Annotated in this window: 29 protein-coding genes; 19 read left to right on the forward strand and 10 right to left on the reverse strand. The window is 39.9% G+C overall.

Annotated elements, in window-relative coordinates; translation table 11 throughout:
• Nucleotides 1-20 precede the first annotated feature (20 nt).
• From WCW66_00730 to WCW66_00795, 14 genes are all read left to right on the forward strand, one after another.
• Nucleotides 21-809 (forward strand): alpha/beta fold hydrolase, encoded by a 789-nt coding sequence (locus WCW66_00730; protein MFA6391262.1) that lies wholly within the window; start codon nt 21-23, stop codon nt 807-809.
• 88 nt (nt 810-897) lie between these two features.
• Entirely contained in the window at nt 898-1,746 is an 849-nt protein-coding gene (locus tag WCW66_00735) for a histone deacetylase (GenBank protein ID MFA6391263.1), read from the forward strand.
• A gap of 137 nt (nt 1,747-1,883) precedes the next feature.
• Nucleotides 1,884-3,473: a bifunctional phosphoribosylaminoimidazolecarboxamide formyltransferase/IMP cyclohydrolase gene (gene purH / locus WCW66_00740; protein MFA6391264.1), complete on the forward strand. Its 1,590-nt coding sequence runs from the start codon at nt 1,884-1,886 to the stop codon at nt 3,471-3,473.
• A 212-nt stretch (nt 3,474-3,685) separates the two neighbouring features.
• The gene (locus WCW66_00745) at nt 3,686-4,210 is read left to right on the forward strand and encodes an NUDIX domain-containing protein (protein MFA6391265.1); all 525 of its coding nucleotides are present in this window, start codon (nt 3,686-3,688) and stop codon (nt 4,208-4,210) included.
• Nucleotides 4,191-5,096 (forward strand): PHP domain-containing protein, encoded by a 906-nt coding sequence (locus tag WCW66_00750; protein ID MFA6391266.1) that lies wholly within the window; start codon nt 4,191-4,193, stop codon nt 5,094-5,096. The genes WCW66_00745 and WCW66_00750 overlap by 20 nt, the downstream gene beginning before the upstream one ends.
• Before the next feature lie 37 nt (nt 5,097-5,133).
• On the forward strand, nt 5,134-5,406 hold the full coding sequence (locus WCW66_00755; protein ID MFA6391267.1) for a hypothetical protein: 273 nt from the start codon (nt 5,134-5,136) through the stop codon (nt 5,404-5,406).
• Nucleotides 5,407-5,410: 4 nt separating this feature from the next.
• The gene (locus WCW66_00760) at nt 5,411-6,097 is read left to right on the forward strand and encodes an ABC transporter ATP-binding protein (GenBank protein MFA6391268.1); all 687 of its coding nucleotides are present in this window, start codon (nt 5,411-5,413) and stop codon (nt 6,095-6,097) included.
• The gene (locus tag WCW66_00765) at nt 6,094-7,332 is read left to right on the forward strand and encodes an ABC transporter permease (GenBank protein ID MFA6391269.1); all 1,239 of its coding nucleotides are present in this window, start codon (nt 6,094-6,096) and stop codon (nt 7,330-7,332) included. The genes WCW66_00760 and WCW66_00765 overlap by 4 nt, the downstream gene beginning before the upstream one ends.
• Nucleotides 7,325-7,669 (forward strand): metal-sulfur cluster assembly factor, encoded by a 345-nt coding sequence (locus WCW66_00770; GenBank protein MFA6391270.1) that lies wholly within the window; start codon nt 7,325-7,327, stop codon nt 7,667-7,669. Before WCW66_00765 ends, WCW66_00770 begins: the two co-directional genes overlap by 8 nt.
• A complete protein-coding gene (locus WCW66_00775; protein ID MFA6391271.1) occupies nt 7,669-8,133 on the forward strand; it encodes a hypothetical protein in 465 nt (154 codons plus the stop codon). The genes WCW66_00770 and WCW66_00775 overlap by 1 nt, the downstream gene beginning before the upstream one ends.
• 42 nt (nt 8,134-8,175) lie before the next feature.
• Entirely contained in the window at nt 8,176-8,859 is a 684-nt protein-coding gene (locus WCW66_00780) for a hypothetical protein (protein MFA6391272.1), read from the forward strand.
• Nucleotides 8,860-8,863: 4 nt separating this feature from the next.
• Nucleotides 8,864-9,442 (forward strand): nucleoside triphosphate pyrophosphatase, encoded by a 579-nt coding sequence (locus WCW66_00785; GenBank protein ID MFA6391273.1) that lies wholly within the window; start codon nt 8,864-8,866, stop codon nt 9,440-9,442.
• A 1-nt stretch (nt 9,443) separates the two neighbouring features.
• Nucleotides 9,444-10,445 carry a hemolysin family protein gene (locus WCW66_00790; GenBank protein MFA6391274.1) on the forward strand — a complete coding sequence of 334 codons (1,002 nt, stop codon included), beginning with the start codon at nt 9,444-9,446 and terminating at the stop codon, nt 10,443-10,445.
• Nucleotides 10,446-10,555: 110 nt separating this feature from the next.
• Nucleotides 10,556-11,809, forward strand: a complete 1,254-nt coding sequence (locus tag WCW66_00795) for a hypothetical protein (GenBank protein MFA6391275.1) — start codon at nt 10,556-10,558, stop codon at nt 11,807-11,809.
• Nucleotides 11,810-12,017: 208 nt separating this feature from the next.
• Here the strand turns inward: WCW66_00795 and WCW66_00800 are convergent, their stop codons facing one another.
• The 9 genes from WCW66_00800 to WCW66_00840 all read right to left on the reverse strand — a co-directional run bounded on the left by WCW66_00800 (nt 12,018) and on the right by WCW66_00840 (nt 17,950).
• Nucleotides 12,018-12,317: a hypothetical protein gene (locus WCW66_00800; protein MFA6391276.1), complete on the reverse strand. Its 300-nt coding sequence runs from the start codon at nt 12,315-12,317 to the stop codon at nt 12,018-12,020.
• Nucleotides 12,318-12,428: 111 nt separating this feature from the next.
• Nucleotides 12,429-12,707 carry a YdeI/OmpD-associated family protein gene (locus WCW66_00805; GenBank protein MFA6391277.1) on the reverse strand — a complete coding sequence of 93 codons (279 nt, stop codon included), beginning with the start codon at nt 12,705-12,707 and terminating at the stop codon, nt 12,429-12,431.
• Nucleotides 12,708-12,820: 113 nt separating this feature from the next.
• Nucleotides 12,821-13,231, reverse strand: a complete 411-nt coding sequence (locus WCW66_00810; GenBank protein ID MFA6391278.1) for a hypothetical protein — start codon at nt 13,229-13,231, stop codon at nt 12,821-12,823.
• Entirely contained in the window at nt 13,228-13,722 is a 495-nt protein-coding gene (locus WCW66_00815) for an AAA family ATPase (protein MFA6391279.1), read from the reverse strand. Before WCW66_00815 ends, WCW66_00810 begins: the two co-directional genes overlap by 4 nt.
• Nucleotides 13,723-13,794: 72 nt before the next feature.
• On the reverse strand, nt 13,795-14,223 hold the full coding sequence (locus WCW66_00820) for an NUDIX domain-containing protein (GenBank protein ID MFA6391280.1): 429 nt from the start codon (nt 14,221-14,223) through the stop codon (nt 13,795-13,797).
• Nucleotides 14,224-14,404: 181 nt separating this feature from the next.
• Nucleotides 14,405-15,382, reverse strand: coding sequence for a class I SAM-dependent methyltransferase (locus WCW66_00825; GenBank protein MFA6391281.1), 978 nt, complete (start codon nt 15,380-15,382; stop codon nt 14,405-14,407).
• An 8-nt stretch (nt 15,383-15,390) separates the two neighbouring features.
• Nucleotides 15,391-16,215 (reverse strand): hypothetical protein, encoded by an 825-nt coding sequence (locus WCW66_00830; protein ID MFA6391282.1) that lies wholly within the window; start codon nt 16,213-16,215, stop codon nt 15,391-15,393.
• Nucleotides 16,216-16,402: 187 nt separating this feature from the next.
• A complete protein-coding gene (locus WCW66_00835; GenBank protein MFA6391283.1) occupies nt 16,403-17,035 on the reverse strand; it encodes an HAD-IA family hydrolase in 633 nt (210 codons plus the stop codon).
• A gap of 252 nt (nt 17,036-17,287) precedes the next feature.
• Nucleotides 17,288-17,950 (reverse strand): hypothetical protein, encoded by a 663-nt coding sequence (locus tag WCW66_00840; GenBank protein ID MFA6391284.1) that lies wholly within the window; start codon nt 17,948-17,950, stop codon nt 17,288-17,290.
• Between the two features lie 130 nt (nt 17,951-18,080).
• Between WCW66_00840 and WCW66_00845 the strand changes: the two genes are divergently transcribed.
• A complete protein-coding gene (locus WCW66_00845) occupies nt 18,081-18,416 on the forward strand; it encodes a phage holin family protein (protein ID MFA6391285.1) in 336 nt (111 codons plus the stop codon).
• Nucleotides 18,417-18,526: 110 nt separating this feature from the next.
• Nucleotides 18,527-18,892, forward strand: coding sequence for a hypothetical protein (locus WCW66_00850; GenBank protein ID MFA6391286.1), 366 nt, complete (start codon nt 18,527-18,529; stop codon nt 18,890-18,892).
• Nucleotides 18,893-19,538: 646 nt separating this feature from the next.
• Here the strand turns inward: WCW66_00850 and WCW66_00855 are convergent.
• Nucleotides 19,539-19,787, reverse strand: a complete 249-nt coding sequence (locus WCW66_00855; protein ID MFA6391287.1) for a hypothetical protein — start codon at nt 19,785-19,787, stop codon at nt 19,539-19,541.
• 576 nt (nt 19,788-20,363) lie between these two features.
• On the opposite strand from WCW66_00855, the gene WCW66_00860 reads away from it, so the two are divergent.
• The 3 genes from WCW66_00860 to WCW66_00870 all read left to right on the forward strand — a co-directional run bounded on the left by WCW66_00860 (nt 20,364) and on the right by WCW66_00870 (nt 23,111).
• Entirely contained in the window at nt 20,364-20,714 is a 351-nt protein-coding gene (locus tag WCW66_00860) for a metalloregulator ArsR/SmtB family transcription factor (GenBank protein ID MFA6391288.1), read from the forward strand.
• 139 nt (nt 20,715-20,853) lie between these two features.
• Nucleotides 20,854-21,369: a thioredoxin family protein gene (locus tag WCW66_00865; protein ID MFA6391289.1), complete on the forward strand. Its 516-nt coding sequence runs from the start codon at nt 20,854-20,856 to the stop codon at nt 21,367-21,369.
• Nucleotides 21,370-21,371: 2 nt separating this feature from the next.
• Nucleotides 21,372-23,111 carry a cytochrome c biogenesis protein DipZ gene (locus tag WCW66_00870; protein MFA6391290.1) on the forward strand — a complete coding sequence of 580 codons (1,740 nt, stop codon included), beginning with the start codon at nt 21,372-21,374 and terminating at the stop codon, nt 23,109-23,111.
• Nucleotides 23,112-23,192 lie beyond the last annotated feature (81 nt).

The raw sequence follows: 23,192 nt of genomic DNA on the forward strand, positions 1-23,192 counted from the left end.
AAAGGAAGAAAGGCCAAACAATGATCGAAAAAAGAATAGAATTTAAAAATAGTAAAGGAAAGAGGCTAGTTGGCGTACTCCATGTTCCTGATGCAAAGAGAAAACATCCGGCAGTTATTATTTGCCATGGTTTCAAACGTACCAAGGATCAGATAATTCCGCTTGTCCTATCCCGTAATCTGAGTGTGGAAGGTTTTGTGGTACTGCGGTTTGATTTTTCCAACTGGGGAGAAAGCGAAGGAGTCTATTCAAAAATGAAATTTACACAACAGATTGAGGATGTTGATTCAGCAATAAAATATCTTGCCAAACAGAGATTTGTTGATAATAAAAGAATTGGACTGGCCGGATTAAGTTTGGGCGGGGGAGTGGCGCTAGTTTCTGCAGCAAATAATCCTAATAAGGTTAAAACGGTAGTTGCTTTTGCCCCATCGTTGGATTTTTTTAATATAATTAGAAAAAGTTTCAATAAAAAAGGGCAATTAGAGGGATGGAAAAGAAAAGGATATAGTTATATGTATGATCAGGGACGAGATACCTATTGGAAATTTGATTATTCATTTTATAAAGATGCGCAAGCTGTAGTCAAGCCGTTTGATTATTATGACAAAATACAATGTCCGGTCTTCATAATACAGGGCGATAAAGACAGCGCCGTTTCTTTGGCAGATAATCGTAAATTTTATCACAAATTAAGAGCAATTAAAAAATTATTTATTGTTCCGGATGGTGACCATCAATTCCGAAAAATCAAATCACTAAACAGCTCAATTGTCGCAGCCACAAAGTGGTTTAAAAAATATCTATAGAAAACTGAAGCAAGCTTAATATATATTGCGATAAATATTCAGTTTGGATATTTACGTATGAGTAAAGAAATAAATATTGCGCAGTAAAATGAAAATAGTCTATTCACCAAAATGTTTGGAATACATTGACTTAGCCTCTCCGGAAACACCGGGGAGAATTAGCTATTGTGTTGAATTACTGAAAAAAAGTGGTTATCAATTCATTGAGCCGGATTTGGCTCAAGAGGAGGATATTAAATTAGTGCATTCACAAGATTTGATTGAAAAAGTAAAAAATGAAATCAAAATAGATACAAATGATACGGATGTAAAAAATATTTATACATACTCCATGCTTGCTGCCGGCGGAGCAATTAAAGCTTGTGAAATACCCCTTCAAACTGGCGAGACGGCACTTTCCTTAATGCGACCTCCCGGACATCATGCGGGAAAGGATTTTAACGGTGGATTTTGCTATTTTAACAATATAGCAATTGCGGTGGCTAAAAATTTGAAAAATATGAAAAAAGTTGCAATTCTTGATATTGATTGCCATCACGGGAACGGAACCGAAGACATATTTTTTAGAAATACAAAAGTTATATATGTTTCGCTTCACCAAGCGCATTTGTATACGGACACCGGATTGTCATCGAAATTCAACTGCTATAATTATCCGATGGAACCAAAAACGTCGGAAGAAGTCTATTTGCAAAATTTGGATATTGCAATAAGAAATATTTATGATTTCACTCCGGAACTTCTGGCGGTTTCGCTTGGATTTGATACTTATAAAAATGATCCTCTCGGAGAAATTAAATTGGAGATTGAATCATACAAAAAAATCGGGCAGAAAATAAAGGCGCTTAAGCTGACGACATTTATTGTCCTGGAGGGTGGCTATAATACAGCTGATATGCCGATGTGCTTACAAAGCTTCTTAGAAGGAATGGAATAAATAAAAAGGAATTTAATATATCTGATTTCTATGCTTTTTTGATTTGACTTGTAACGTCTGGAGTGATAAGTTAAAAAACCGTTTTCAAAACGGTTGTTTGCGGTGAAACCTCACACTTTGCCACGAAAGGGGCGGAAATGCGAGCAAATCAGCGCGCTCTGATCAGCGTGTCCGACAAGCGCGGGATCGTCGAATTTGCAGAGACGCTGGTCGAATACGGCTGGGAGATCGTTTCTTCCGGCGGAACTTCCAGACACCTGGCTGAAGCCGGGATTCCCGTGAGGACGGTTGAAGAGGTCACCGGCTTCCCGGAAATTCTGGACGGCCGGGTCAAGACCCTGCATCCGGCGATTCTCGGCGGAATCCTGGCGGACCAGACCAACGAAGCTCACATGCAGGAGCTGTTCGAACACAGCATCTACCCGTTCGACATGGTCGTCGTGAACCTCTATCCGTTCGAGGAGACGGTAGCGGACGCGGCCGTTCCTTTCCAGGATGCGATCGAGCAGATCGACATCGGCGGAGTGGCTCTGATCCGTGCGGCCGCGAAGAACCATCAGCATGTTCTGGTTGTCACTTCGCCGGAACAGTACGGTATGGTGATTCAGCGTCTTCCGCAGGATGTCGGTTTCGATTGGACGGATCGGCTGGTACTGGCATATGAGGCGTTTCTTCATACCGCGTGGTATGACGCCACGATCTCGGACTGGCTGGCCTCGGATATCGATTTCACCGGCTTCCCGGACCGGATGGTTCAGCGTCTGCGGAAGAAGCACGATCTGCGCTACGGCGAGAACCCGCACCAGTCGGGAGCGTTCTACGAACTGCCCGGCATGCAGTGCTACACTGCGGCGAATGCCGGACAGGTCTGGGGTAAACCACTTTCGGCCACCACGGTTCTGGACATCAACGCCGGCATCGAGACGGTCCGTGAGTTGTCCCCGGAATTCGCGACGGCGATCATCAAGCACGGTACTCCTTGCGGAGTTGGCGTTGACGAAGACAGTCCGCTGCGGGCTTTCCAGAACGCACTCGCATGCGATCCGGAATCCGCGTTCGGCGGTGTTGTGGTGATCAACGCCACGGTGACAGAGGAACTCGCCAATGCGATCTGCATGCAGAAGGTGGACGCGATCGTCGCACTTGGCTTCTCGCTGGGTGCGCTCGAACACATCACCAGGAAACGTGCCAAGGCACAGACCCCGCTGTTCGTGCTGGGGGAATCACTTCCATACAGTACGGCTCCGGGTACGCTGAACTTCAAGCCGGTGACCGGTGGTATGGTTGTCCAGACGATGGACACCGAGCCGTTCGACTGGAAGTCGTTCCGGTGCGTCACCAAGCTTGACATCAAGGATTACTACTGGCCGGACATCAGGTTCGGGTGCAAGGTGACGAAGCACGTCAAGTCCAATTCCGTGATCGTGGTTTGGAAAGGGCGCACGATCGGTATCGGCAATGGACAGACCAGCCGAATCAAGTCGACCCGGCTCGCGCTGGAACAGGCCATGCATAACATGGAAGAGCAGAACATGGATCTGCACCACGCGGTGCTGATCTCGGACAGTTTCTTCCCGTTCGACGACTGCGTGCGCCTTGCGGGCGAGTTCGGCATCAGGACGATTGTACAGCAGGGCGGATCGATGCGTGACCAGGATTCAATCAAGGCTGCAGACGAACTGGGCATCGCGATGCTGTTCACCGACCGCAGGATGTTCTGGCACTAGAGGGCGGTTCGCTCATTTTTCACGGACCCTGTCTTAACTGCGGAAGTTTTGACAGGTTTTTTTATCCCGTTAGAAGCAGGATACCTCGCACCTCGTTGCGGGGATGGATGGACATAAGGTATAGAGAATACGGGTTTTAATACCTAAAGTGAGCTTCTAACGGGATTTATTCCGTAAAATGCGATATAATATGGGTAATGAAGGAATAAAATATGAACGAAAAAAATGAATTGATGATTGTCGTTGATAATAGTAATAATGCTATTGGGAAAGCGACAATGGAGGAAATTAGGAAAAAGGGGCTTAATCACCGTTCAGTACACATTTTCATTTTCAATAAAGATAATGAACTCCTAATCTGTAAACGCCCTCATTTTAAAAAAGCATACCCAAACATGTATACATCTTCTGCTGGAGGAAAAGTTAACTTTGGCGAGACATTTGAAGAATCCGCAAATCGAGAATTAAAAGAGGAATTAGGCATAGTAACTGAACTGTCAAAAGTTGGGTCTTACGTTATAGAAAATGAGCTGAAAAATAATAAAGTATTTCATGAACTATTTTATGGTATGTCAGAAGGACCGTTCAATCTTGATCCAAATGAGATTGTACAATGTGAATTTGTTAAATTAGATGAGATTAGTAAAAGAATAAAAAAGGATAATAATAATTTTGTAAGACCATTTATTGATGCTTTTAAACTGTATTTAAAAATAAATGATACAAAGAAAAGTTGATCTGCAGGTGCATTCTACCTACTCTGACGGGTCATTAACCCCCTTAGAGCTTTTTCGTATGGCGAAAAAAACAGGTGTGGAAATACTGGTAGTATGTGATCATGATGCGGCTGAAGGGATGACTGATGTAAAAAAAGCTGCAAAAAAATACGGATTTCCATTTATTTCCGGAATCGAAGTAACAGTAACTTTCAAAGGGGAAGAATTGCATTTATTAGGCTATGGATTTGATCATCAGCACATTGCGATAAAGAAAGCGGGGCAGTTTTATGTAAAAAGCAGAATAGTTCGCATTAAAAAGATGATTTCAAATCTTAATAGGCTTGGTTATATAGTCAGTTATAGCAAGGTTAGCAGAAGAGCAGAAAAAATTATAGGACGTCCGCACCTTGCTGACCAGGTAATATTTGATAAAAGAAATAATAAACAACTGATAAAAGATTTCGGGTTTGTCCCTGACCGCTCTCAATTCATTGCAAAATATTTGATCAAAGGAGCTAGTGCGTACGCGGAAAAGAAAAATCTTACCGCAAAGGATGCTATCAATCTGATACACGACGCGGGCGGCTATGTATTTATATCCCATCCGCTGGGTAGAAGGTATTCGCCTGACCTGTCACTGTGGCCGGTAAAAGGTTCATGGAAAAGTAATCTGATGGAATTGAAGAAGCTTGGTCTGGACGGCATTGAAGCTTATGCCTCCGATCATTATGTTGAAGATATAAATAATCTGTTAAAATTTGCGAAGCGGAATAATCTGGAAGTGTCCGGTGGTAGTGATTTTCACAACAGTAACATTCCCGGATTGCCTCTGGGTCATATCTCAAAAACCCGTGCCGTGCCGTATTCCGCAGGTGAAAAAATTTTGAAATTAGTTGCAAAATAAGCTATAATTATATAGGTTAATTATTAATATTATTACTATGGATGAAGTAAAAAAACCGCTGAAGGAACAGGAAAAAATGTTTAATAAGCAGGAAGATGATCCGGAGCGGATGCTCCCGTCCGGGCATATGTCTCTCATGATGAAATTTCTGTTTCTGGTTGTACTAAATGTGGTAGTATTTGGCTCGATATATTTGATTGTGAAGTTCTTCTTTGCTCAGAGCAGTGACGTAGCAATCATGTTTTCTGAAATCTTTACGATTGTAACATTAATAGGCAGTGTGCTATTCATCATGATAAAAAGAAAATAACTATATGCCAAAATCTGTTATCAAACTTCATAAAATTGATAAATCATACCAGTTAGGCAAGAAAAGATTCCTTCCTGTGATTAAACGTGTTTCACTCGAGATTAATAAAGGAGATTTTATCGCATTTATGGGTCCGTCGGGATCTGGTAAGTCAACGCTGATGAATATAATAGGATTATTGGACTGGCCGACTGACGGAATCTATGAACTGGACGGACAGAATATACTAGAAATTGCCAAACGTGAATTTCCAAAAATACGGGGAAAAAAAATTGGATTTATATTTCAAAGTTATAACCTGCTTCCCAGATATTCGGTATATAAAAATGTCGAACTGCCGCTGATTTATGCCAAAGAGCCGAGGGCTAAAAGAAAGCAAAAAGTCCTGGATGCGATAAAATCAGTAGGGATTACGGAGCGGATGCATCACAAGCCGAATGAACTTTCCGGCGGAGAAGCTCAAAGGGCGGCGATTGCCCGGGCACTGGTTAATCAACCGGAAATTATATTGGCCGACGAGCCGACCGGCAATTTAGATACTAAAACAGGGAAAGAAATTATGGAGTTGCTAAAAGCTGCCAATCAGAAAGGCACAACTTTATTGATCGTAACGCATGATCCGGAAATAGCTAAATGGGCAAATAAAACTATCAGAATAGTTGACGGAGAATTGGAAGGAGAAAAGGTATGAATATATTTGAAAGCATCCGATTTGCATTTTCATCGATCTGGGCGAATCGCCTAAGGTCAGTTTTGACAATGCTTGGCATAATAATTGGCGTATTTTCAGTTATCACTTTGGTGAGTATTGGAGATGGCGTAAAACAGGAATTTACCGGTGCGATTGATTCCTTCGGCGGAAATCTGGCGGCTGTAATTGCAGGTGATATCACAAACGAAGAGATGAACCCCACTTCATTTATGAGCATGTCGTCACTGACAATGGGCGATGTGGAAGCGATCAGCGGTGTTGAAAATGTAAATGCAGTCGCTCCACTCATGATAGTTCCGGGATCGGTTACTCCACCGGCGGGTAATCCCTATCTGCCGATGGTTTTAGCCACAAACGATCGGATGGACGAGGTTGTTGATATTAAAACAATTGAAGGCAGAAATATTTCCGCGGAAGATATAGCAGAAAAGGCGAAAGTAATACTGGTGGGTCGCGATGCGGCAAAGAGTGATTTTAATGGGTCTGCTGTCGGACAGAAAGTGAAAGTGTTGGAAGAAGAATTTGAAGTAATAGGGGTGGTAGAAACAGATATGGAATTTCTGAGCGGTGGCGGTGAAGAAAGTAATATGATGACCAGTCAGCTGCCGAATCTGCATAAAGCATATACTATACCGATTACCACAGCGGAAAATACCATGGATGCTTTGAATATATTCCGAATTATGATTGATTTCAAATCGACCGACGCAGTGATCCCCGGTGTTGATAAAATTGATGCATTAATGCTGGAAAGGCATAAGGGAATTAAGGATTTTACAGTAATGACAACAGATGACATGCTAGAATTATTTGATGAATTCTTTGGAATTTTGACAAACGCGATTGCCGGAATAGCAGCAATATCTTTAATTGTGGGAGGAATCGGAATTATGAATATCATGCTTGTCTCTGTAACAGAAAGAACCAGGGAAATCGGAATCAGGAAAGCACTGGGTGCTTCGGGATCAAATATTCTGTTCCAGTTTTTAGTTGAATCAAGCGTATTAAGCCTGGTCGGTGGTTTTATCGGGGTTGGACTGGCATTTCTGGTTACGCAGTTTATTACGCAGTATTATGGGATTCCGGCATTGATAACTATAAATTCACTCGGGCTGGCATTTGGTGTTTCGGTGATTGTCGGAATAGTATTTGGAATAATGCCGGCATCAAAGGCCGCTAGAAAAAATCCAATAGAAGCATTGCGCTATGAATAAAAAAACTGAGAAGAAAACCGCGAAAAAACTTCCAAAAAAAATTACCCGCCAGGACGCGGAAAATGCTCTAATGGAAGTGATCGATCCTGAATTAGGCATTAATATTGTTGATCTCGGACTGGTTTATAAACTTGTTATCCGAGACAATTCAATCACTCTGAAAATGACATTAACATTTCCGGGCTGTCCGCTGGCCGGGCCGATTACCAGGCAGGCACAGGATGTGCTGGAAAAAATACCAAACGTAAAAACTGTTAAAGTGTTTCTGGTTTGGGATCCGCCCTGGACACCGGATATGGTAAAAGAAAGCGCTAAAGATGAATTAGGACTATCGTAATGAATAATAAAAAAATAACCGTAATAGTAGCAATTCTGTTTGGAATAATATTATTGTGGGTATGGCTTGCTCAAAATAATTATTTTATGGATGAAAATGACAAAAGCAGTACTGCGGGTCAGGAGATTAATCTGGAGGACGAGCCGAAAGTTCGTTTAATATTTCCGGGAAACCAGGCAATACTGAATCCCGGGCCGCTGGTCGCGCAATATTCATTATCCGGGGAAACAAGTAATGTACAAAGAGTTGATTTTGAATTAATAAAAAATGGCGAAACAGTTATCAAAGTTTCAGGTTCATTCAGTCCAGTGAGTAATTCGGGGAGTCAAATGATCAGGACGGTAGAGGAGGGAGAATACACGTTGAAAGCAATGCTTGTTAATCAGACTGGAGAGTATTTTGAATCATCCGAATCAGCTTATATATCATTTTTTAAAGTTCAAAAATCGTATTTTGAAGAATAATTATTTTTCTAATTATCAATGGCGGAATATTTAGCATTTCTTATGTGGTTTGTAATGTTGATAGTATTCAGTTTTGTGCTGGATTATTTGTGGAGCAGAATATTTCCAAAACACGGATACCGTTGGTTTATCACATTAGGAATAGTCATTCATGAGCTGAGCCATGCTGTAGCATGTGTTTTAGTTGGAGCTAAAATCATGAAGATCAGCTTTTTTGCCCCGAGTGGCGGAGAGGTGGAACATGGTCCTCCGAGAATCCCGATCATTGGAAAACCTATAATCGGCCTTGCTCCGTTAATCGGATGTTCATTATCACTATGGGGTCTTTTTGTGTTATTCGGTTATCATAATTCACTGCCGGTAATTGATTTTTCAGCGGAATTTCTGCAAAATGTAAATACTCTTTTTCAGAGCGCATTAGAATTTTTTAAACAGTACAGCAATAACTGGATGTTTTGGTTATTTTTGTACCTTGCAACAGGTATTTCAGCGTCTATAGCGCCAAGCACTGTTGATATAAGAAACGCCATATGGGGAATTCTATTTCTAACCATTTTAGGTGGTGCTATGATGTATTATGGAATTGGGAATGAATTAATTGAAAAATTGATTAACAAATATCTCGGGCGCGTGGTATCATTAGGAGCGCTGATGGAATTTTTTGCCCTAATTGTGACCTTGCCGATATATTTTATAAAAAGCACGCTGATGAAGCGGCCAATATAATAGTATGAAAAAAATTATACTTGCCTCTACATCACCAAGAAGAACTGAACTGCTGAAAAATATAGGTTTGAAATTTTCAGTTGAAGACAGCAAATACCAGGAGGACATGGGGAAAAAAATATCACCGGTCCGTCTGGCCAAGTTTTTGGCTTTGAGCAAAGCACAGGCCGTGGCAAAAAGGCACGCAAAGGGGATTGTCATCGGTGCGGATACCTTTGTAGTGCTAGGCGGACAGTTACTGGGCAAGCCGAAGAATAAAGCTGATGCCCGAAAAATGCTGAAAAAGATCAGTGGAAAAGATGTTTTGGTGATAACCGGTTTTGCGATTATTGACGCGGGAACGGGAAAGAAACATTCCGGTCACAGTACCGCAAAGGTTTCTATTAAGAATCTGACGTCCGGTGAGATAGAATGGTACATCAGGACCGGAGAACCACTGGATAAAGCGGGCGCTTTCGCTGTTCAGGAATACGGTGCAGTACTGATCCGGAAGCTGTCTGGTGATTATTTCAGCGTTGTCGGGTTACCAATTTACATGGTTGCAGAAGCACTAAAAAAATTTGGAATTACAGTAATGAAATAAAATGCTAATCAATACTATTATATTAATCGCGCTTCTACTGATTGCTGGTTTTTTTTCCGCAGCTGAAAGCGCATTGCTTTCCATAACCGATGTGAAAGTACGAACGTTCCTCAAACAGAAAAAAAGGGGAGCGGGTACACTGCAAAAGTTAAAAAGAAATCCACGCAGAATGATTATTGTGATACTGGTCGGTAACAACGTAGCGAATATTTCTGCGGCATCGCTCATGTCAATAATCGTTAATGATAGTTTCGGTTCGGCAGCGCTTGGTTATGCTACCGGAATACTGACTCTACTGGTATTGATCTTCGGAGAGATTACCCCAAAAACATTTGCTAACCGGTTTTCTGGTACAATTTCACTGTGGATTTCGCGTCCAATATATTTGTTCGGCATAGTAATATTTCCTGTTACCTGGCTATTGGAATGGATAACCAGCGCAATGCACAAATTAGTAAAGGTGCAGGATCATGAATCGATAACAGAAACAGAAATAAAAGAAATGATCCAGTTCGGTGTGGAAAAAAATGTAATCGAACCGCATGAGCAGTACATCATGAACCGCGCTCTGAAATTCAGTGATATATCGGTGAAAGAAATTATGGTGCCTTTTAAAAATATTTTTTCTCTACCTGGCGAGAAAAACGTTGCTGAAGCGATGAATAAAATAATTCTGAGTGGATATTCACGCGTCCCGATCTATGAGAGAGATCCCAAAAATATCGTTAGTGTGGCGCTGGCAAAAGACATTGCACGTCAGTTAGTGAAAAAAAATGATTCAATTCAGATAAATCAGATCGCCAAAAAGCCGATTATTGTTGATGAGGATTTTAAGATAAAATATTTGTTCAAAATATTTCAAAGAACTCATGTCCACATTGCTGTGATTGTTGATAAACAACAGAGGACTGTTGGTATAGCCACTTTAGAGGACTTGTTGGAAGAACTGGTGGGGGAAATAGAGGACGAAAGTGACAAAATAGAAAGCGGACAGATTGCTTGATATTTATTGCTCAATCAGTTAAAGTAACGGACTGATCTGTTTTTGGTCAGTTTGCTCATAAAATTAGGTCGAAGTTAGTAACCAAAGTCTCAATTCCGGGAGGTTTCCGCATGAGAACCCTTTTGTGTTTGTGTGCCATCATTCTGATGGTGCTGCCTGGTCTTTCGGCAACAGCTGCCGAGCTCCAGTACAAGGCCGTTGCCGGACTCGATGCAAGCCCCCGGCAAGTGGGCGGTGAACAGGTTGGAGACATCACGGCGTTCGGCTTGAAGCTGTTCGCCACGGATCCGCGCACGCACAGCATGCTTTTTGGCTTCCAGTACAAGGAATACGACAACAACGTGCCGGAGAGCGCGGGACTCGCTCTGACCAAGCATGAATTTGCCGCAGGAGTAAGCCTGCAGTTCAGCCGGCCTCTTTCGCTGAAGGTGGCCTACACGCAGGCTGAATACATGAACGACGATCCCTATTCCGCGTTCGGACTGTACCCCTGCTACCGTGGCGGTGATCGGGGACTGGATGCCGGTCTGGAGCGTGATCTGGCCGGGACCACATTCACGTTCCTGCAGGCGAAACTGAACCGAGGACACGGTACGTGGTACGGCAACGGGTCGTACGAGCGGTTTCTGACGACTGGTCACGGTTCTTCTGCTGAAGCGGAGAGCTTCGAGCGAATCGGCGGAGGGTATCTGTATTCGGTGCCGGACACGCGCTTCCGTCTTTTGGCCGGCGCCAACTACAATTTCACTGAGGCGAAACCCACCTGGATTTTTGGCGCTTCACACCACACAAACTCCGGATCGTCCGGCGTGAATCCGGCCCTTTCGGTATTCTACCGTCTGAAGCCGAATTCGCGGTATGCGCTGGGGATTCTGGCACTTTGGGCGGATTTCGGTCAGCATGCAACGCTTGGGATTCACGAGGCCGCGTTGCGTGGCGGTTTGAAACGGACGCAGATCATCGCCGGACGGAACATGGGGGATCCGGGAATCGGATCGGCATACGACGCCAGTGATTTCGGTCTGATCACTTTCGCCGCATCACTGATGTCAGTGGACGCCGGGGATGCGACTTTGATCGAGAACGATCTGACCGGTTACGCGACCTATCCTGGTTCAATTCTGGGAGTCGCACGGCCGTACATCGGTGCTACGTGGGTCGAGTCGTCTGACCTGATCTATGACCCCTCTCTGCACAGTCTCACCGATCCCGAGCAGTCCAGGACGGAGTTCAAGCTGGGAGCGAAGATTCCGGTCGGCACGGTTAACCCTGATGACCGGAATTATGAGACTGGCTACCTGCGGGTTGAGCTGGTCGTAAACAACATCGGCGGTGGAAGCATCAAATTCCAGCACTGGTTCTAGCACATCGTGCCCATAGGGGTACACGCGCTGTTTTGAGAGGGGAATACAGCGCTTTTTTTATTCTTGTATATTACGATTGATGAAAATATTTATATATTGAAGTTATTTTAATAAACCAAAAAGCAGAAGCAACCAGTTCATGGTGCTAAGTTCATACTTAGTTGTAATGGAGTTAAGAATCTAGGGAAATAGTATCCTAGATCCTATATTAATAGCCTGACTGTAGTTCTCTGAGTATTCCTAAAATTTCATCAGATGTTAGCGACTCCTGCTTACCCCCTGGGAATTGTATTAAATATTCGTCGTCTCCCGCTTCGTCGTGGCTATTGTCTAAGAAAGCTCCATTTTCAATCGCGAAGGGTATAATTTCTTCTGGTGATTCAAATCTTGCACCATCGTTAATTACGATACAATTATCGTAGTTTGCATCGTCTGCAGGAACAACTTTAAATTTTTTTGATGCTAAATCTGGATTTTGGTCTTGATCCATTTTGAAATCGCCTATCATAGTTTTATTGTTAATAATTTAAGACTAATGCTAGCTTATACTATTTATCATGAAAAGTAAAATTAATCCCGGCTTATTTGATCCACGATACGCAAAATATGGGGACTGTCTTTATTTAAACCACTTCTTTGCACTTGGTCTGCGATGAGGGCAACCGGGCCAACAGCAGGGTCTGCGTTTTCCTTCAAGTAGTTCAGCTGACAAGCGTTCCAGATGTTCTTTTCTTGTCTCGGGTTTCTTTACAATTGTAACCCAGCAAATCCACTCATTGCGGGCAAGGGGAGTAAGATTGTCCCATACTGCCAGTAAATCAGAATTGGCTTTTAAAACTTCATTTAGATCCTTTGGGACTTTATGAAGTGGGCCCGATTCTTTCTGCTTTTCAATCATAGTATTTTGTAAATATTATTAAGCTAAACGTAATATCTGAACACAGGATATATTATAATTATATCCTCTTACAGATAAAAGGCAAAAATTGATAAATAAAACTTAGTAAATTATTATATTTTAGCCAAATCTCCGTTCAATGTAATCGGTTGCATAGCCAGAATTTCATCAGAGTAAAACATGTCAGGAATATTGTTCAACATGAAAATTGTTTTGTTTAAACAATGCGCAAACCCCATCTCCAGAAAAGCGTTTCCGCCGATATAATTGTGAATACCATTTTTATCAACATTAACAATCAGCACTGCGTCAGCTTTTTTTATCTCTTCAAAATAATCACGTATCAGATCTTGTTCAATCTTATCTTTGATTGATTCATAGGAAGTGTCCACACCTAATCCCATTTCAGCATACTCTTTTGTATGCTTTGGCAATATTACTTCATGATTATGCTTAAGCAATTCCTTCTCTATATCTAACATTTGAACAGCGGATGACATGCTCCCGCATATTACGATTTTCATATTTTTGGTAAATATGAAAGTATTTTTTTTGTACATTCATCAATATTTTTAGTAACATCAATTTCTGTGCCATAAGTAAATTCAGTAGATTTTTTATGGACAACAGTGGCAGCATCTTTTCCATGAGCCTTATCCCTTTTCGCATCTCTCTCTATACAAAGCTCAACGGGGGCTTTTAGGGTAAATACATAATGGGGAAAATCAATCTTTTTTATTAAATCATCAATTTGAGATTTCCAATAAAAATTACCATCAAAAATAATTGATTTACCGGATTTTAAAATTTTAATCGCTTCGGGGATTATTATATTATTTGCTTTTTTAAAACTTTCTTGTGAGACATAACCATCTTCTTCACTTAAGGTAAAATGACCCTCATCTAAAATTCTATCAATAGCAAAATATTTAGCATCAATTATTTTTGTTAATTTTTCAGAAATTGTGGATTTACCACAACCTAGTGGACCTCTAATTATAATATAATAGTTCATATGAAGGATAAAAAATTATTTCTTTTTGCCTCATATCCGGTGCTCGGCGATGTATTTTTCAAAAATACTTGTTTATTCAAAAATTATTCCAGATAAATATCTTTCTATCAAAATTTTGTCTGCCGGGAATAGATTAAGTTTTAAAGCATCCTTTGGTGTATACCATTGCCAATCCAATCGTCCCTCGTTCTCGAGATCGGAAAAGTTACCATCTACATAATCTGCCTTCATTCCAATAGTAACATAACTTTTTTCTTTATCGGTTCTATAAAAATCATATACCGAAATAAGTTGAATATTTTCTATTTTAATACCACTTTCCTCTTTAACCTCACGAGCAGCACATTCTTTTAGCGTTTCGCCTGATTCCCAATGTCCACCTGGAACACCAAAGACAGCTTCTCCCTTACGAGTATCTTTGCCAATGGCAATTTTCCCCTCTTTTGCTACAACCGTAGCCACTCCAATAGATGGAGGATTGGATTCATTATTTTGAGACATAAGTTTATTTTTAATATATATTTTGAAAATATTTCGCCTAACAGACAAGCGTATGCGACGTTATGAGCGAGCTTTGCGGTAAAATATTTGCGGAGCAAACCACCATAGTGTGCGTAGCAGTTTGATCGTAGGGCTGCAAGCCCGAACTCATTCTAGTGTCAAGCAGGGATTTTAAGCCGATTCATGCCTGTTTTTGAATATAAAAGGAACCCGGCTCCCTTTCTGGAGTCAATCTAGGGCATTTATCCTTTAATAATTTATATTTTTTATGATGTAAAAAGTTTAATGCCCCAATAATTCTCCATTTACTATTAGATGTTAGAAATGCTTCCAGCAAGTATTGTTCATTCCAGAACCTCACTTTTCCAATTACCCAATCTTCCGGATAGTCTTTAGGCGAAAAGATATCATGAATATGGACAATCACCCCGTTATTTAAAGTAGGTAATAATTCAAGATACTCGTACAATACGTCTCCTTGAGGACGTATCATGTGTGATGAGTCAATGAAAAGAATATCATTAGTATCTAATTTTTTAAATACTTCCTTGTTGACTTCTTCAACTTTCTTACGAATAACATCAACATTCAGTTCCTCAAGCCAAGGCATTTCGTATGGTTCAATACAAATATGTTCGCATTTATAATTTTCATCTTCAATTATATTTTTTTTAATAGCCAATTGAGCAATCTTTGTTGAACTGCCACTACCAATTTCAACAATTGTCTTGGGTTTTTTAAGTCTAACAATATTATACCAGTATTCGGCATCACCTGATTCAAATGAATCATTATTAAAGTTAAATGACAGATCATCTATATAATCACTTGGGATATTATCAAATTCATCATTGTAATGAAACTTCTCTAAAAGAGAAATTTGTTCTGTAATATTCCAATCAATTCCTGGCAATTCTCGATTTTCTGATAAGGGTTTGCGTAGGCATTTTTTATCAAATAGTGGCTCATAATAATGATTGCAAATCGGCATTACTCCAACTTTCAATAAAGCTTTTTTGGATATTTTCAGATGTTCTAAGCCGATGCGACGAACAGCACGTAAAATAACCGCTGAAATAAATACAAATGGAAATAATAATACATCAATTAATGGTGAATGTCCTATGCCTTTTACAATAGATCTAAAATTCAGTTTCATAATAAATATTAATCCTTTTTTTCTAATATAATTCTTGAGATTTCTGCGGCTATAAATTTCATTTCTTGCCTTGCTTTTTTTACTTCTTCCATTGTTGAAGGGGAGGAATTTTTAGTTGGATGGGCACTGATTTGATTAGTTTTTTCAACGCCAGTAAACATTCTTTTGTAAAAAGATAATCCAGCAAAATCCGTAGATCCATAAATAATTTTTTTGTTTTTCAGAGTTTCTAAATTTCCGAGATCTTGTGGATCATCTACGGATAATGATGCAATGTCAAAATCTACATCCTGCTTTTCAAGTATTCTAGCTAAAGATCCTATACTGTATCCGGTTTGTATGTGTTCTGTTACCAGTAAAGCTTTATCGATGGATAATTTTTTTTCAGCAATAAATTGTTGGATAGCTTCATTGATTTGAGCATTATGATGTTGTCCTCCTGCTATAAAGAATGTTTGTACAGGTTCTTCTTCTAATTCAGCTTTTTTTCTGTTAATTACTTCTCTTAAAAATAAGGATATAATCCTACCGCTAGCGTCATCACTAATTATAGTATCATAATTTGTTATCCTATCTTCCAACTCAATGACTAAGCGGGCAAGAGACATAATCACTTCTATCGCTTTTTTTTGCCCCCAGTATTCTAATAAAAATGGAATATTTTTTAGTACATAATCCGCGTCAATACAGTCCATTATTCTTTTTTCCGCAATTTCATCCACTTGTCTGGTTATCAGTATGTCTTCAGGGGGGTTTTCAGATTCGACGGCAGTTTGTTCGGTAGGTTTTTTATCAGAGCTTTCTCTTGTTGGTGATTCAAAAAAAGTTTTCATACTTTTTATAATTTATTACTATTCAATATAATTGGCCTGCAAATGAGAAGTTGACCGTGAGTAATTGTGATAAAATTATAACATCACAGGCACAAGAAGACAATTTGCGAAAACCAGCTCTTTTAAGCTGGCTTTCTTGCGTACGCTCGCCTATACTTGCAGTCTATGGCGAGACGCACGCCGTTGGTTATTTAATAAAACTTAATATTTGTGACAGGTCATCAATAACGATGTCTGCACTGGATAAGTCATTACTAATTCTCGATTTGAAACCAATTGTTGTAATACCTAGCTTTTGTGCGACGGGAAAAATAGTAGACATATCATCGATATAAACAATATTTTTTGGTTCAATATTAAGGAAACTAAGCGCTTTTTTCAGGCCCTCTGGGTGTGGTTTTGGATGTTCAACGTCCTGACCACTAATTATAAAAGAAAAATATTCTTGGAGATTAAATTTGTTTAAGCCAGAATTTATTCCATATTTATCTACACTGCTTAAAATTCCCATTTTAATTCCTTTTTGAGAAAGTGCCACTAGAACGTCGTTTGCATTTTTGGTGAGTTTCACAAAATCAGCGTACTTAGGATAGAAAGTTTTCATCATTGGCAATACCTTTTCTATATCTTTTTTTGATACTCCGTTGTCAAAAAAGAACTTATGCCAGTCTTGTTTTATTTCTTGAAACCAAGTAGAGGGGCCAACTGTTTTTCCGCTAAGTGCTTTAACGATGTCACAATTTGCTCGAGCAACGGCATCTAAATCATCAATAATTACTCCATTCCAATCAAAGATAATAGCCTTTATTGTTTTATTCATAAATCATATATTCTATAATAAGCCCATAGAATTTCGCACAATAGGTAGTATATGCGAAGATGCCTTTGTGGTGACTATGATACAATTTTAACATCACGGGCATAAGAAGACAATTTACAGAAAACCAGCTCTTTTAAGCTGGCTTTCTTGCATACGCGATGATAGAGTATATTCATTTTTATTACATCTTTATCATTAGAGTCAGTAACTCTATAACTGAGTAAGAAAAAATTTTAGATTCCCAATGTTAGCTTACTCGGGTAATCCGGCTCGTTCCCTTATAGCATTAACTTTTTCCTCGACTGTGGTGAAAAGATTCTCTATGGCTTCTATTTTTTCTAAATATGTTTTTCCACTATAAATTATTATTTCATCAAATCCAGGGTCCCTCTTCATTATTTCTTCAAATGCTTTAATATTATCTTCTTGACCACCTTTTTCTTTTAATGCAGCTATATATTTATTTATTTTTCTAAAAAGTATCTCTGATCGTCTGTCAACAAATTTATCAGATAATTTTGATATTACTGCTTCATTTTCAAACATACCCCTTTTTTGTGTTTCTTTCTCATACGCTTCAAACCTACTATTAAAACTATTATTACAAGCATATAGTAGTTTCAATTTTTCTGCTTCACTAATACTTTCATCGCTTGTAATTTCGTCTATATCAGAAATTAAGTATTCTAGAATAGCGTCAAGGCGACGTTCATCATGTGGGTGTTCAGCAACTTCATTGTACCTTTCATTTCCACTCTTTTGATTTAATACACGTTTGTTTGCCGATGCAATTATTTCTTCTCGTACTTCAGCGTATGATTCTGTACTATTGTCTATTGTTGGCATCTCATCAGCTGGAGGTATTTGCTCATCGGTTTCGTCTACTATTGGGGATGGGGATCCAAATTCGTTCATATTTTATAATTATTCAATTATATCTATATTATAAATAAATAATGTAATTTTGCAAATAGCAGCCATTAGCATAGCTGAATGGCCGGTTTTCATGTATTATTAAATGTAGATAAGCATTAACTAAATACATATGAAAATACTTATAAGGTGGCTATTAGCAACAGTTGCTATTATGATCGCGGCATATTTATTGCCGGGTGTGGAAGTGGACGGCTTTTTTTCCGCATTAATCGGAGCGTTGGTATTGGGTTTGATTAATGCATTTATTAAACCGATATTGGTGATTTTTACCCTCCCGATCAATATTCTGACCCTTGGTCTGTTTACCCTGGTGATCAACGCGCTATTGGTCATGCTCATGGCGATGATCGTCTCGGGATTCTCCGTGGCAAGTTTTTGGTGGGCATTGCTATTTGGTGTGGTGCTGGCAACTGTGAACTGGTTTCTTTCGCAATTGTCCAAATAGAAAGCTGTAGTATGAATTAGCCAGAAATTTCTTTACTATTTTAGAATGTTTCGGCAATTTATTTCAAATCAAACATAATTTTATATAATTTACAATTAATAAATAAACTTATGGAATCACCAAAAATTGGCATGGATGATCCAAAACCAAAACCCGAGCAAGTAAAAAAGGAATTTCAATTTGGTCTATTAGTGAGTCCAAAACAACTTTGGAATGTTCTTTATGAGAGAGATATTAATGCCCCTTGGACGGTTGCTAAGCAACAAATCCTAAATAATATAACTAAATTTCTTCAGGATAGAGGCAGACATGTAGATGGAGTAGAGATGGAAAGAATAGATAAAATTTTAGAAGGTGCCGATGAGGAATTTAAAAATCCAGCTGGAAATACGGAAAAATATCCCAGCGGAACACTCGCTTGGGGTATGGACAAACTCCAACAAGCTATAGCGGAAGAATTAAATAGAAGAGAATAAATTGCAAAAACTGTAAGAGGAAATTTTTTGTTTACATAACTTAATAGTACATAAGCGGTTCTGCTTATTACACTTTGTCACATTACTCATATTTGCCGAGTTGTAGCCATCGGTATATCACGTAACATGTAGTAGTTGCTTATGCGCAAACGTTAAACAAGTAAATAAAAAAAGCGCTGATTGAATATCAACGCGCGCTTTAGTCTTCCCCGGATTCTCTCCAACTCTTTGTGCAGTTCTGGCAGCGGTATTCTACCTGTGTTTTTCCGAAGGAGAATATTCCGGAGAATGATGAGAAGGTGCGTTGACGAGTGGGAAAGACCAGGTAGTGGCGTGTCTTACAGACGGGACAGCAACGTTTCCCTTCTTCATCGCGAGGGATGAGATGATCTTCTAAAGGTGCAAGGTATATGACCGCCGCGATGGTCAGAAACAGGGGGTGGATGAAAAGTCCGAAAAGAAGCATTATACAGAAAAGAACACGCTGGTTGCCTGACATTTTCACCTCCTCCATGAATTAATAAGTCAGCCTACAGGACAGTTAACAATGCTAATCTATTTGCGTTTTGCTGTCAATATTTGTAAATAAAAAATGGGCGAGTTTTGTGGACTCGCCCGGTGTGCATCTCAACGATGATCTTCTTCTCTACGCCTTCGCGTAGGCTGCGACAATTTCGGATGACAGGGCATCCGGTCCGATCCGCTGAATCAGCGCGGCAGCCTGCTTTCTGGTCGGCTTCGCCGTGCCGGTTCGTGGGTCGAGCTTCGGAATGCTCAGGAGGTTGACGGGGGGCGAGTAGCCTCCCGCCATGGCATCAGTCACATCCTGATCGAAGCAGCGCTGCAGGTAGCTGTGCAGGGGTCCTGCGGGGGTCATGGGGTTGTTGGAGTTCATGCAGCTCCCGCAGACGCACAACAGGACGGTGCGCGCGCATCCGACGGGGGATTCCTTGTCCTTGGGGGACACTGACTGGACTACGAGCACGTGGCTCGAAGACCATTGGGTTTTGTCGCACATGCGAGATCCTCTCATCATTAGAGTCGTGGGCATTGACTGCTCTGACGGAGAAGATCGCATGTCAACCGAACCCGCGATGTGCATGACACCACGAGTACATAGTGGGTACCTCCCTGTAGGATCGGGGTTGTGGGGTGGCCAACAGATACGGACAGAGTGTCCGCACTACAAAATGGTAGAAGAAAGTGGGGTAGGAGGACACGCATTTAGCAAATCCCAGAGGGCAACATCTGCCCACGGGCGAGCGAACTCGCCAGTCAATGTTACCCAATGGGTAGCATTTCTGCCTGCTTTTTGGTGTTGCGGTCCTCCCACCCACATCGTTGTTTCAAAGGTCAATATACAAAGAAAGTAATACAAATATGCCCTATTGTCAAGACTAGTGTAATATTGTACAAAGCTGCCAGCTTGACAAATTAATAAAACTGATATAACATTAAAACAGTTGAGCAAATGATAAAACGTAATATGCTGACACAGAAACAGGTATTAAAAAATAAAAACTGGTTACTTAAAAACGGTAAACATATAAAAATCCAAAGTGATCTTTGTAATGTTTTATCTGATCCGACCAGGATAAAAATATTGCTGTTATTAAAACATTACAAAGAGATTTGCGTTTCAGATATCGCATCCATTTTGGATGTAAGTGTCAGTGCGGTATCACATCAGCTGAGTATGATGGAACGCTCCAATATTGTGACTAAATACAAAATGGGTAAACATGTCTGCTACTTGCTTGAAATTAATGATAAAAAGATGGTTGGAATGCTGGATAATCATTTAGATAAACATATTCACTAATTATGCCTGTATAATATGCAGGTAAATATGAAAGGAACATACAAATGACATCAGGTCCTGATTGCGGTTGCTAACCGATTTAATAAAACTCCTGCCATGAAAATGGAAGGAGTTTTACTTAATATTAAATATAAGATATATGAGTAAAAAAATGGGAATAATACTAACTGTACTGATAATCATTTTGTTTGGCGGTTGGTATGTCTGGAATGCAGGATCGGATAGTTCTGACGGTAACGCAAACACCAACAGTATAGTTTTAGTAAATCAAAATGCCGGAATTAATAAATCCGCAACATCTGATGATAACACAAATGTAGCAGCAGAGGTTTTGCCGGAGACGAAAAATAGTCCTGGAAAATACATAGATTATTCTGACTCCGCATTCTCGAAAGAAGTGGGAAAAAAGAGGGTTATATTTTTTCATGCCACTTGGTGTCCGACCTGCAAGATTGCAAATCAGGTATTTATCGACAAGGCAAATGAAATACCAGAGGGTGTTGTAATTTTCAAAACTGACTATGATTCAGAAAAAGAATTAAAAAGTAAATACGGGATAACTTATCAGCATACTTTTGTTTTAGTGGATGAAGAAGGAAACGAAATTAAAAAGTGGAATGGCGGTGATATTGACCAATTAGTTAACAATATATAATAATGTTCCTACTTATTTTATTTGCGTTTATTGGCGGTGTTGTAACAATTCTTTCCCCGTGCATTCTGCCTGTTCTGCCTATTATACTGTCCGGGTCAGTTGGGGGAGGTAAGCGCAAACCATTGGGCATTGTATTCGGATTTGTTCTGAGTTTTACTTTCTTTACACTATTCTTAACGTCAATTGTTAATATTTTAGGTGTCCCCGCAGATTCGCTAAGAAATTTATCAGTAATTATAATACTGATTTTTGGAATTTTCCTGTTTGTACCTAGATTTCAGATTTTATTAGAAAAATTGTTTTCGAAACTTGCCAGCAAAGCGCCAAGACAGGGAAACTCAACCGGTTTTTCCGGCGGAATACTAATCGGATTAAGCCTGGGACTTATCTGGACTCCTTGCGTTGGACCAATTTTAGCGTCAGTTATTTCCCTTGCTCTTACCGGAACAGTAACGGGTTCGGCTTTGCTTATCACGCTGGCATATTCACTCGGTACTGCTATACCGATGCTGATAGTAATGCAGGGCGGCAGGAAAATTTTACTGAAAGTGCCGGGACTTATGAAAAATACAGTTAAAATACAGAAGGTGTTTGGTTTAATAATGGTATTGACTGCTTTCGGAATATTTTTTAATATTGACCGTTCTTTTCAAACATATATTTTAAATGTATTCCCGAATTATGGCAGCGGATTAACGGCAATTGAAGACAATAATGCGGTAAAACAGCAACTGGATAAAATTAGAAATGGCACAATCAATGAGGAAGACATGGGAAAGACATTAGATCAAATTACAAATCTGGCACCGGAACTGATCCCTGGAGGAGAATGGATAAATTCTGACCCACTGACACTAAAGGAGCTAAGGGGAAAGGTTGTATTATTAGATATTTGGACATACTCTTGCATTAATTGTATTCGTACGCTGCCCTATATCCAGGCCTGGCACGAAAAGTACCGAGATCAGGGCTTGGTGATAATCGGTGTTCATACGCCGGAATTTGAGTTTGAAAAGATTGCGGATAACGTACGAAAAGCGACAGTTGATTTCGGTTTGACTTACCCAATCATGCAGGACAATAACTATGCCACATGGCGGGCGTATAAAAATAACTACTGGCCACGTAAATTCCTGGTGGATCATACGGGAAAAATTATTTATGATCACATTGGAGAAGGTGATTATGCTCAAACGGAAATGGAAATTATCAAAGCCCTAGAAAATATGAATGAATCTAACGGGGATTCATCAGAGATTAGCAATGATTTGGTAAATGCAGTAAAAACGGATACTAATTATTTACAACAAAGAAGCCCAGAGACATATTTTGGTTCAGCCAGAAATAGTAATTTAGCAAATGGTACTCCCTCCAAAAGCGGTGTGCAAAATTTTATTGTTCCCAATACTATAAAATCCAATAAATTGTATCTGGAAGGTGAATGGGATATCACGGCGGAATATGCGCAAAATATTAATCCTGGTGACAAAATTGTGTTTGAATATCAGGGGAAGGACGTTTATTTAGTTGCGAGCGCAGAAGATTCAGTACAATTATCAATACTTCGGGACGGTCAAAAGGCGGGTGAGGATGGCGGTGCGGATTTATCATCTGAAAGCACTATGAATATTACGGATGAACGGTTATATAGAATTATCGAGGCCAGCGATTATGGTACGCATACATTAGAAATAATTATCAATCAGCCCGGCTTGCGGGCATTTGCATTTACGTTTGGCTAGCTGCGAATAAAAGTAGGAAACAGATCATTAAGGAGAATATATTCAATTTTAAAATTTATAAAATACTGAAATAGTATCTGT

This window comes from Patescibacteria group bacterium, assembly GCA_041664365.1.
Taxonomy (GTDB): Bacteria; Patescibacteriota; Patescibacteriia; order UM-FILTER-42-10; family UM-FILTER-42-10; genus JAHJEX01.

Excerpts from the sequence above, each read along its gene's own strand:
- WCW66_00805 (MFA6391277.1), bottom strand. The coding sequence starts at position 12,707 with ATGATTGAAAAGCAGAAAGAATCGGGCCCACTTCATAAAGTCCCAAAG.
- WCW66_00860 (MFA6391288.1), top strand. The coding sequence starts at position 20,364 with ATGATAAAACGTAATATGCTGACACAGAAACAGGTATTAAAAAATAAA.
- WCW66_00815 (MFA6391279.1), bottom strand. The coding sequence starts at position 13,722 with ATGAACTATTATATTATAATTAGAGGTCCACTAGGTTGTGGTAAATCC.
- purH (MFA6391264.1), top strand. The coding sequence starts at position 1,884 with ATGCGAGCAAATCAGCGCGCTCTGATCAGCGTGTCCGACAAGCGCGGG.
- WCW66_00760 (MFA6391268.1), top strand. The coding sequence starts at position 5,411 with ATGCCAAAATCTGTTATCAAACTTCATAAAATTGATAAATCATACCAG.
- WCW66_00865 (MFA6391289.1), top strand. The coding sequence starts at position 20,854 with ATGAGTAAAAAAATGGGAATAATACTAACTGTACTGATAATCATTTTG.
- WCW66_00780 (MFA6391272.1), top strand. The coding sequence starts at position 8,176 with ATGTGGTTTGTAATGTTGATAGTATTCAGTTTTGTGCTGGATTATTTG.
- WCW66_00790 (MFA6391274.1), top strand. The coding sequence starts at position 9,444 with ATGCTAATCAATACTATTATATTAATCGCGCTTCTACTGATTGCTGGT.
- WCW66_00810 (MFA6391278.1), bottom strand. The coding sequence starts at position 13,231 with ATGAAAATCGTAATATGCGGGAGCATGTCATCCGCTGTTCAAATGTTA.
- WCW66_00785 (MFA6391273.1), top strand. The coding sequence starts at position 8,864 with ATGAAAAAAATTATACTTGCCTCTACATCACCAAGAAGAACTGAACTG.
- WCW66_00835 (MFA6391283.1), bottom strand. The coding sequence starts at position 17,035 with ATGAATAAAACAATAAAGGCTATTATCTTTGATTGGAATGGAGTAATT.
- WCW66_00800 (MFA6391276.1), bottom strand. The coding sequence starts at position 12,317 with ATGATAGGCGATTTCAAAATGGATCAAGACCAAAATCCAGATTTAGCA.
- WCW66_00820 (MFA6391280.1), bottom strand. The coding sequence starts at position 14,223 with ATGTCTCAAAATAATGAATCCAATCCTCCATCTATTGGAGTGGCTACG.
- WCW66_00855 (MFA6391287.1), bottom strand. The coding sequence starts at position 19,787 with ATGAACTCCAACAACCCCATGACCCCCGCAGGACCCCTGCACAGCTAC.
- WCW66_00870 (MFA6391290.1), top strand. The coding sequence starts at position 21,372 with ATGTTCCTACTTATTTTATTTGCGTTTATTGGCGGTGTTGTAACAATT.
- WCW66_00795 (MFA6391275.1), top strand. The coding sequence starts at position 10,556 with ATGAGAACCCTTTTGTGTTTGTGTGCCATCATTCTGATGGTGCTGCCT.
- WCW66_00770 (MFA6391270.1), top strand. The coding sequence starts at position 7,325 with ATGAATAAAAAAACTGAGAAGAAAACCGCGAAAAAACTTCCAAAAAAA.
- WCW66_00730 (MFA6391262.1), top strand. The coding sequence starts at position 21 with ATGATCGAAAAAAGAATAGAATTTAAAAATAGTAAAGGAAAGAGGCTA.
- WCW66_00745 (MFA6391265.1), top strand. The coding sequence starts at position 3,686 with ATGAACGAAAAAAATGAATTGATGATTGTCGTTGATAATAGTAATAAT.
- WCW66_00775 (MFA6391271.1), top strand. The coding sequence starts at position 7,669 with ATGAATAATAAAAAAATAACCGTAATAGTAGCAATTCTGTTTGGAATA.
- WCW66_00830 (MFA6391282.1), bottom strand. The coding sequence starts at position 16,215 with ATGAAAACTTTTTTTGAATCACCAACAAGAGAAAGCTCTGATAAAAAA.
- WCW66_00765 (MFA6391269.1), top strand. The coding sequence starts at position 6,094 with ATGAATATATTTGAAAGCATCCGATTTGCATTTTCATCGATCTGGGCG.
- WCW66_00845 (MFA6391285.1), top strand. The coding sequence starts at position 18,081 with ATGAAAATACTTATAAGGTGGCTATTAGCAACAGTTGCTATTATGATC.
- WCW66_00825 (MFA6391281.1), bottom strand. The coding sequence starts at position 15,382 with ATGAAACTGAATTTTAGATCTATTGTAAAAGGCATAGGACATTCACCA.
- WCW66_00850 (MFA6391286.1), top strand. The coding sequence starts at position 18,527 with ATGGAATCACCAAAAATTGGCATGGATGATCCAAAACCAAAACCCGAG.
- WCW66_00750 (MFA6391266.1), top strand. The coding sequence starts at position 4,191 with ATGATACAAAGAAAAGTTGATCTGCAGGTGCATTCTACCTACTCTGAC.
- WCW66_00755 (MFA6391267.1), top strand. The coding sequence starts at position 5,134 with ATGGATGAAGTAAAAAAACCGCTGAAGGAACAGGAAAAAATGTTTAAT.
- WCW66_00840 (MFA6391284.1), bottom strand. The coding sequence starts at position 17,950 with ATGAACGAATTTGGATCCCCATCCCCAATAGTAGACGAAACCGATGAG.
- WCW66_00735 (MFA6391263.1), top strand. The coding sequence starts at position 898 with ATGAAAATAGTCTATTCACCAAAATGTTTGGAATACATTGACTTAGCC.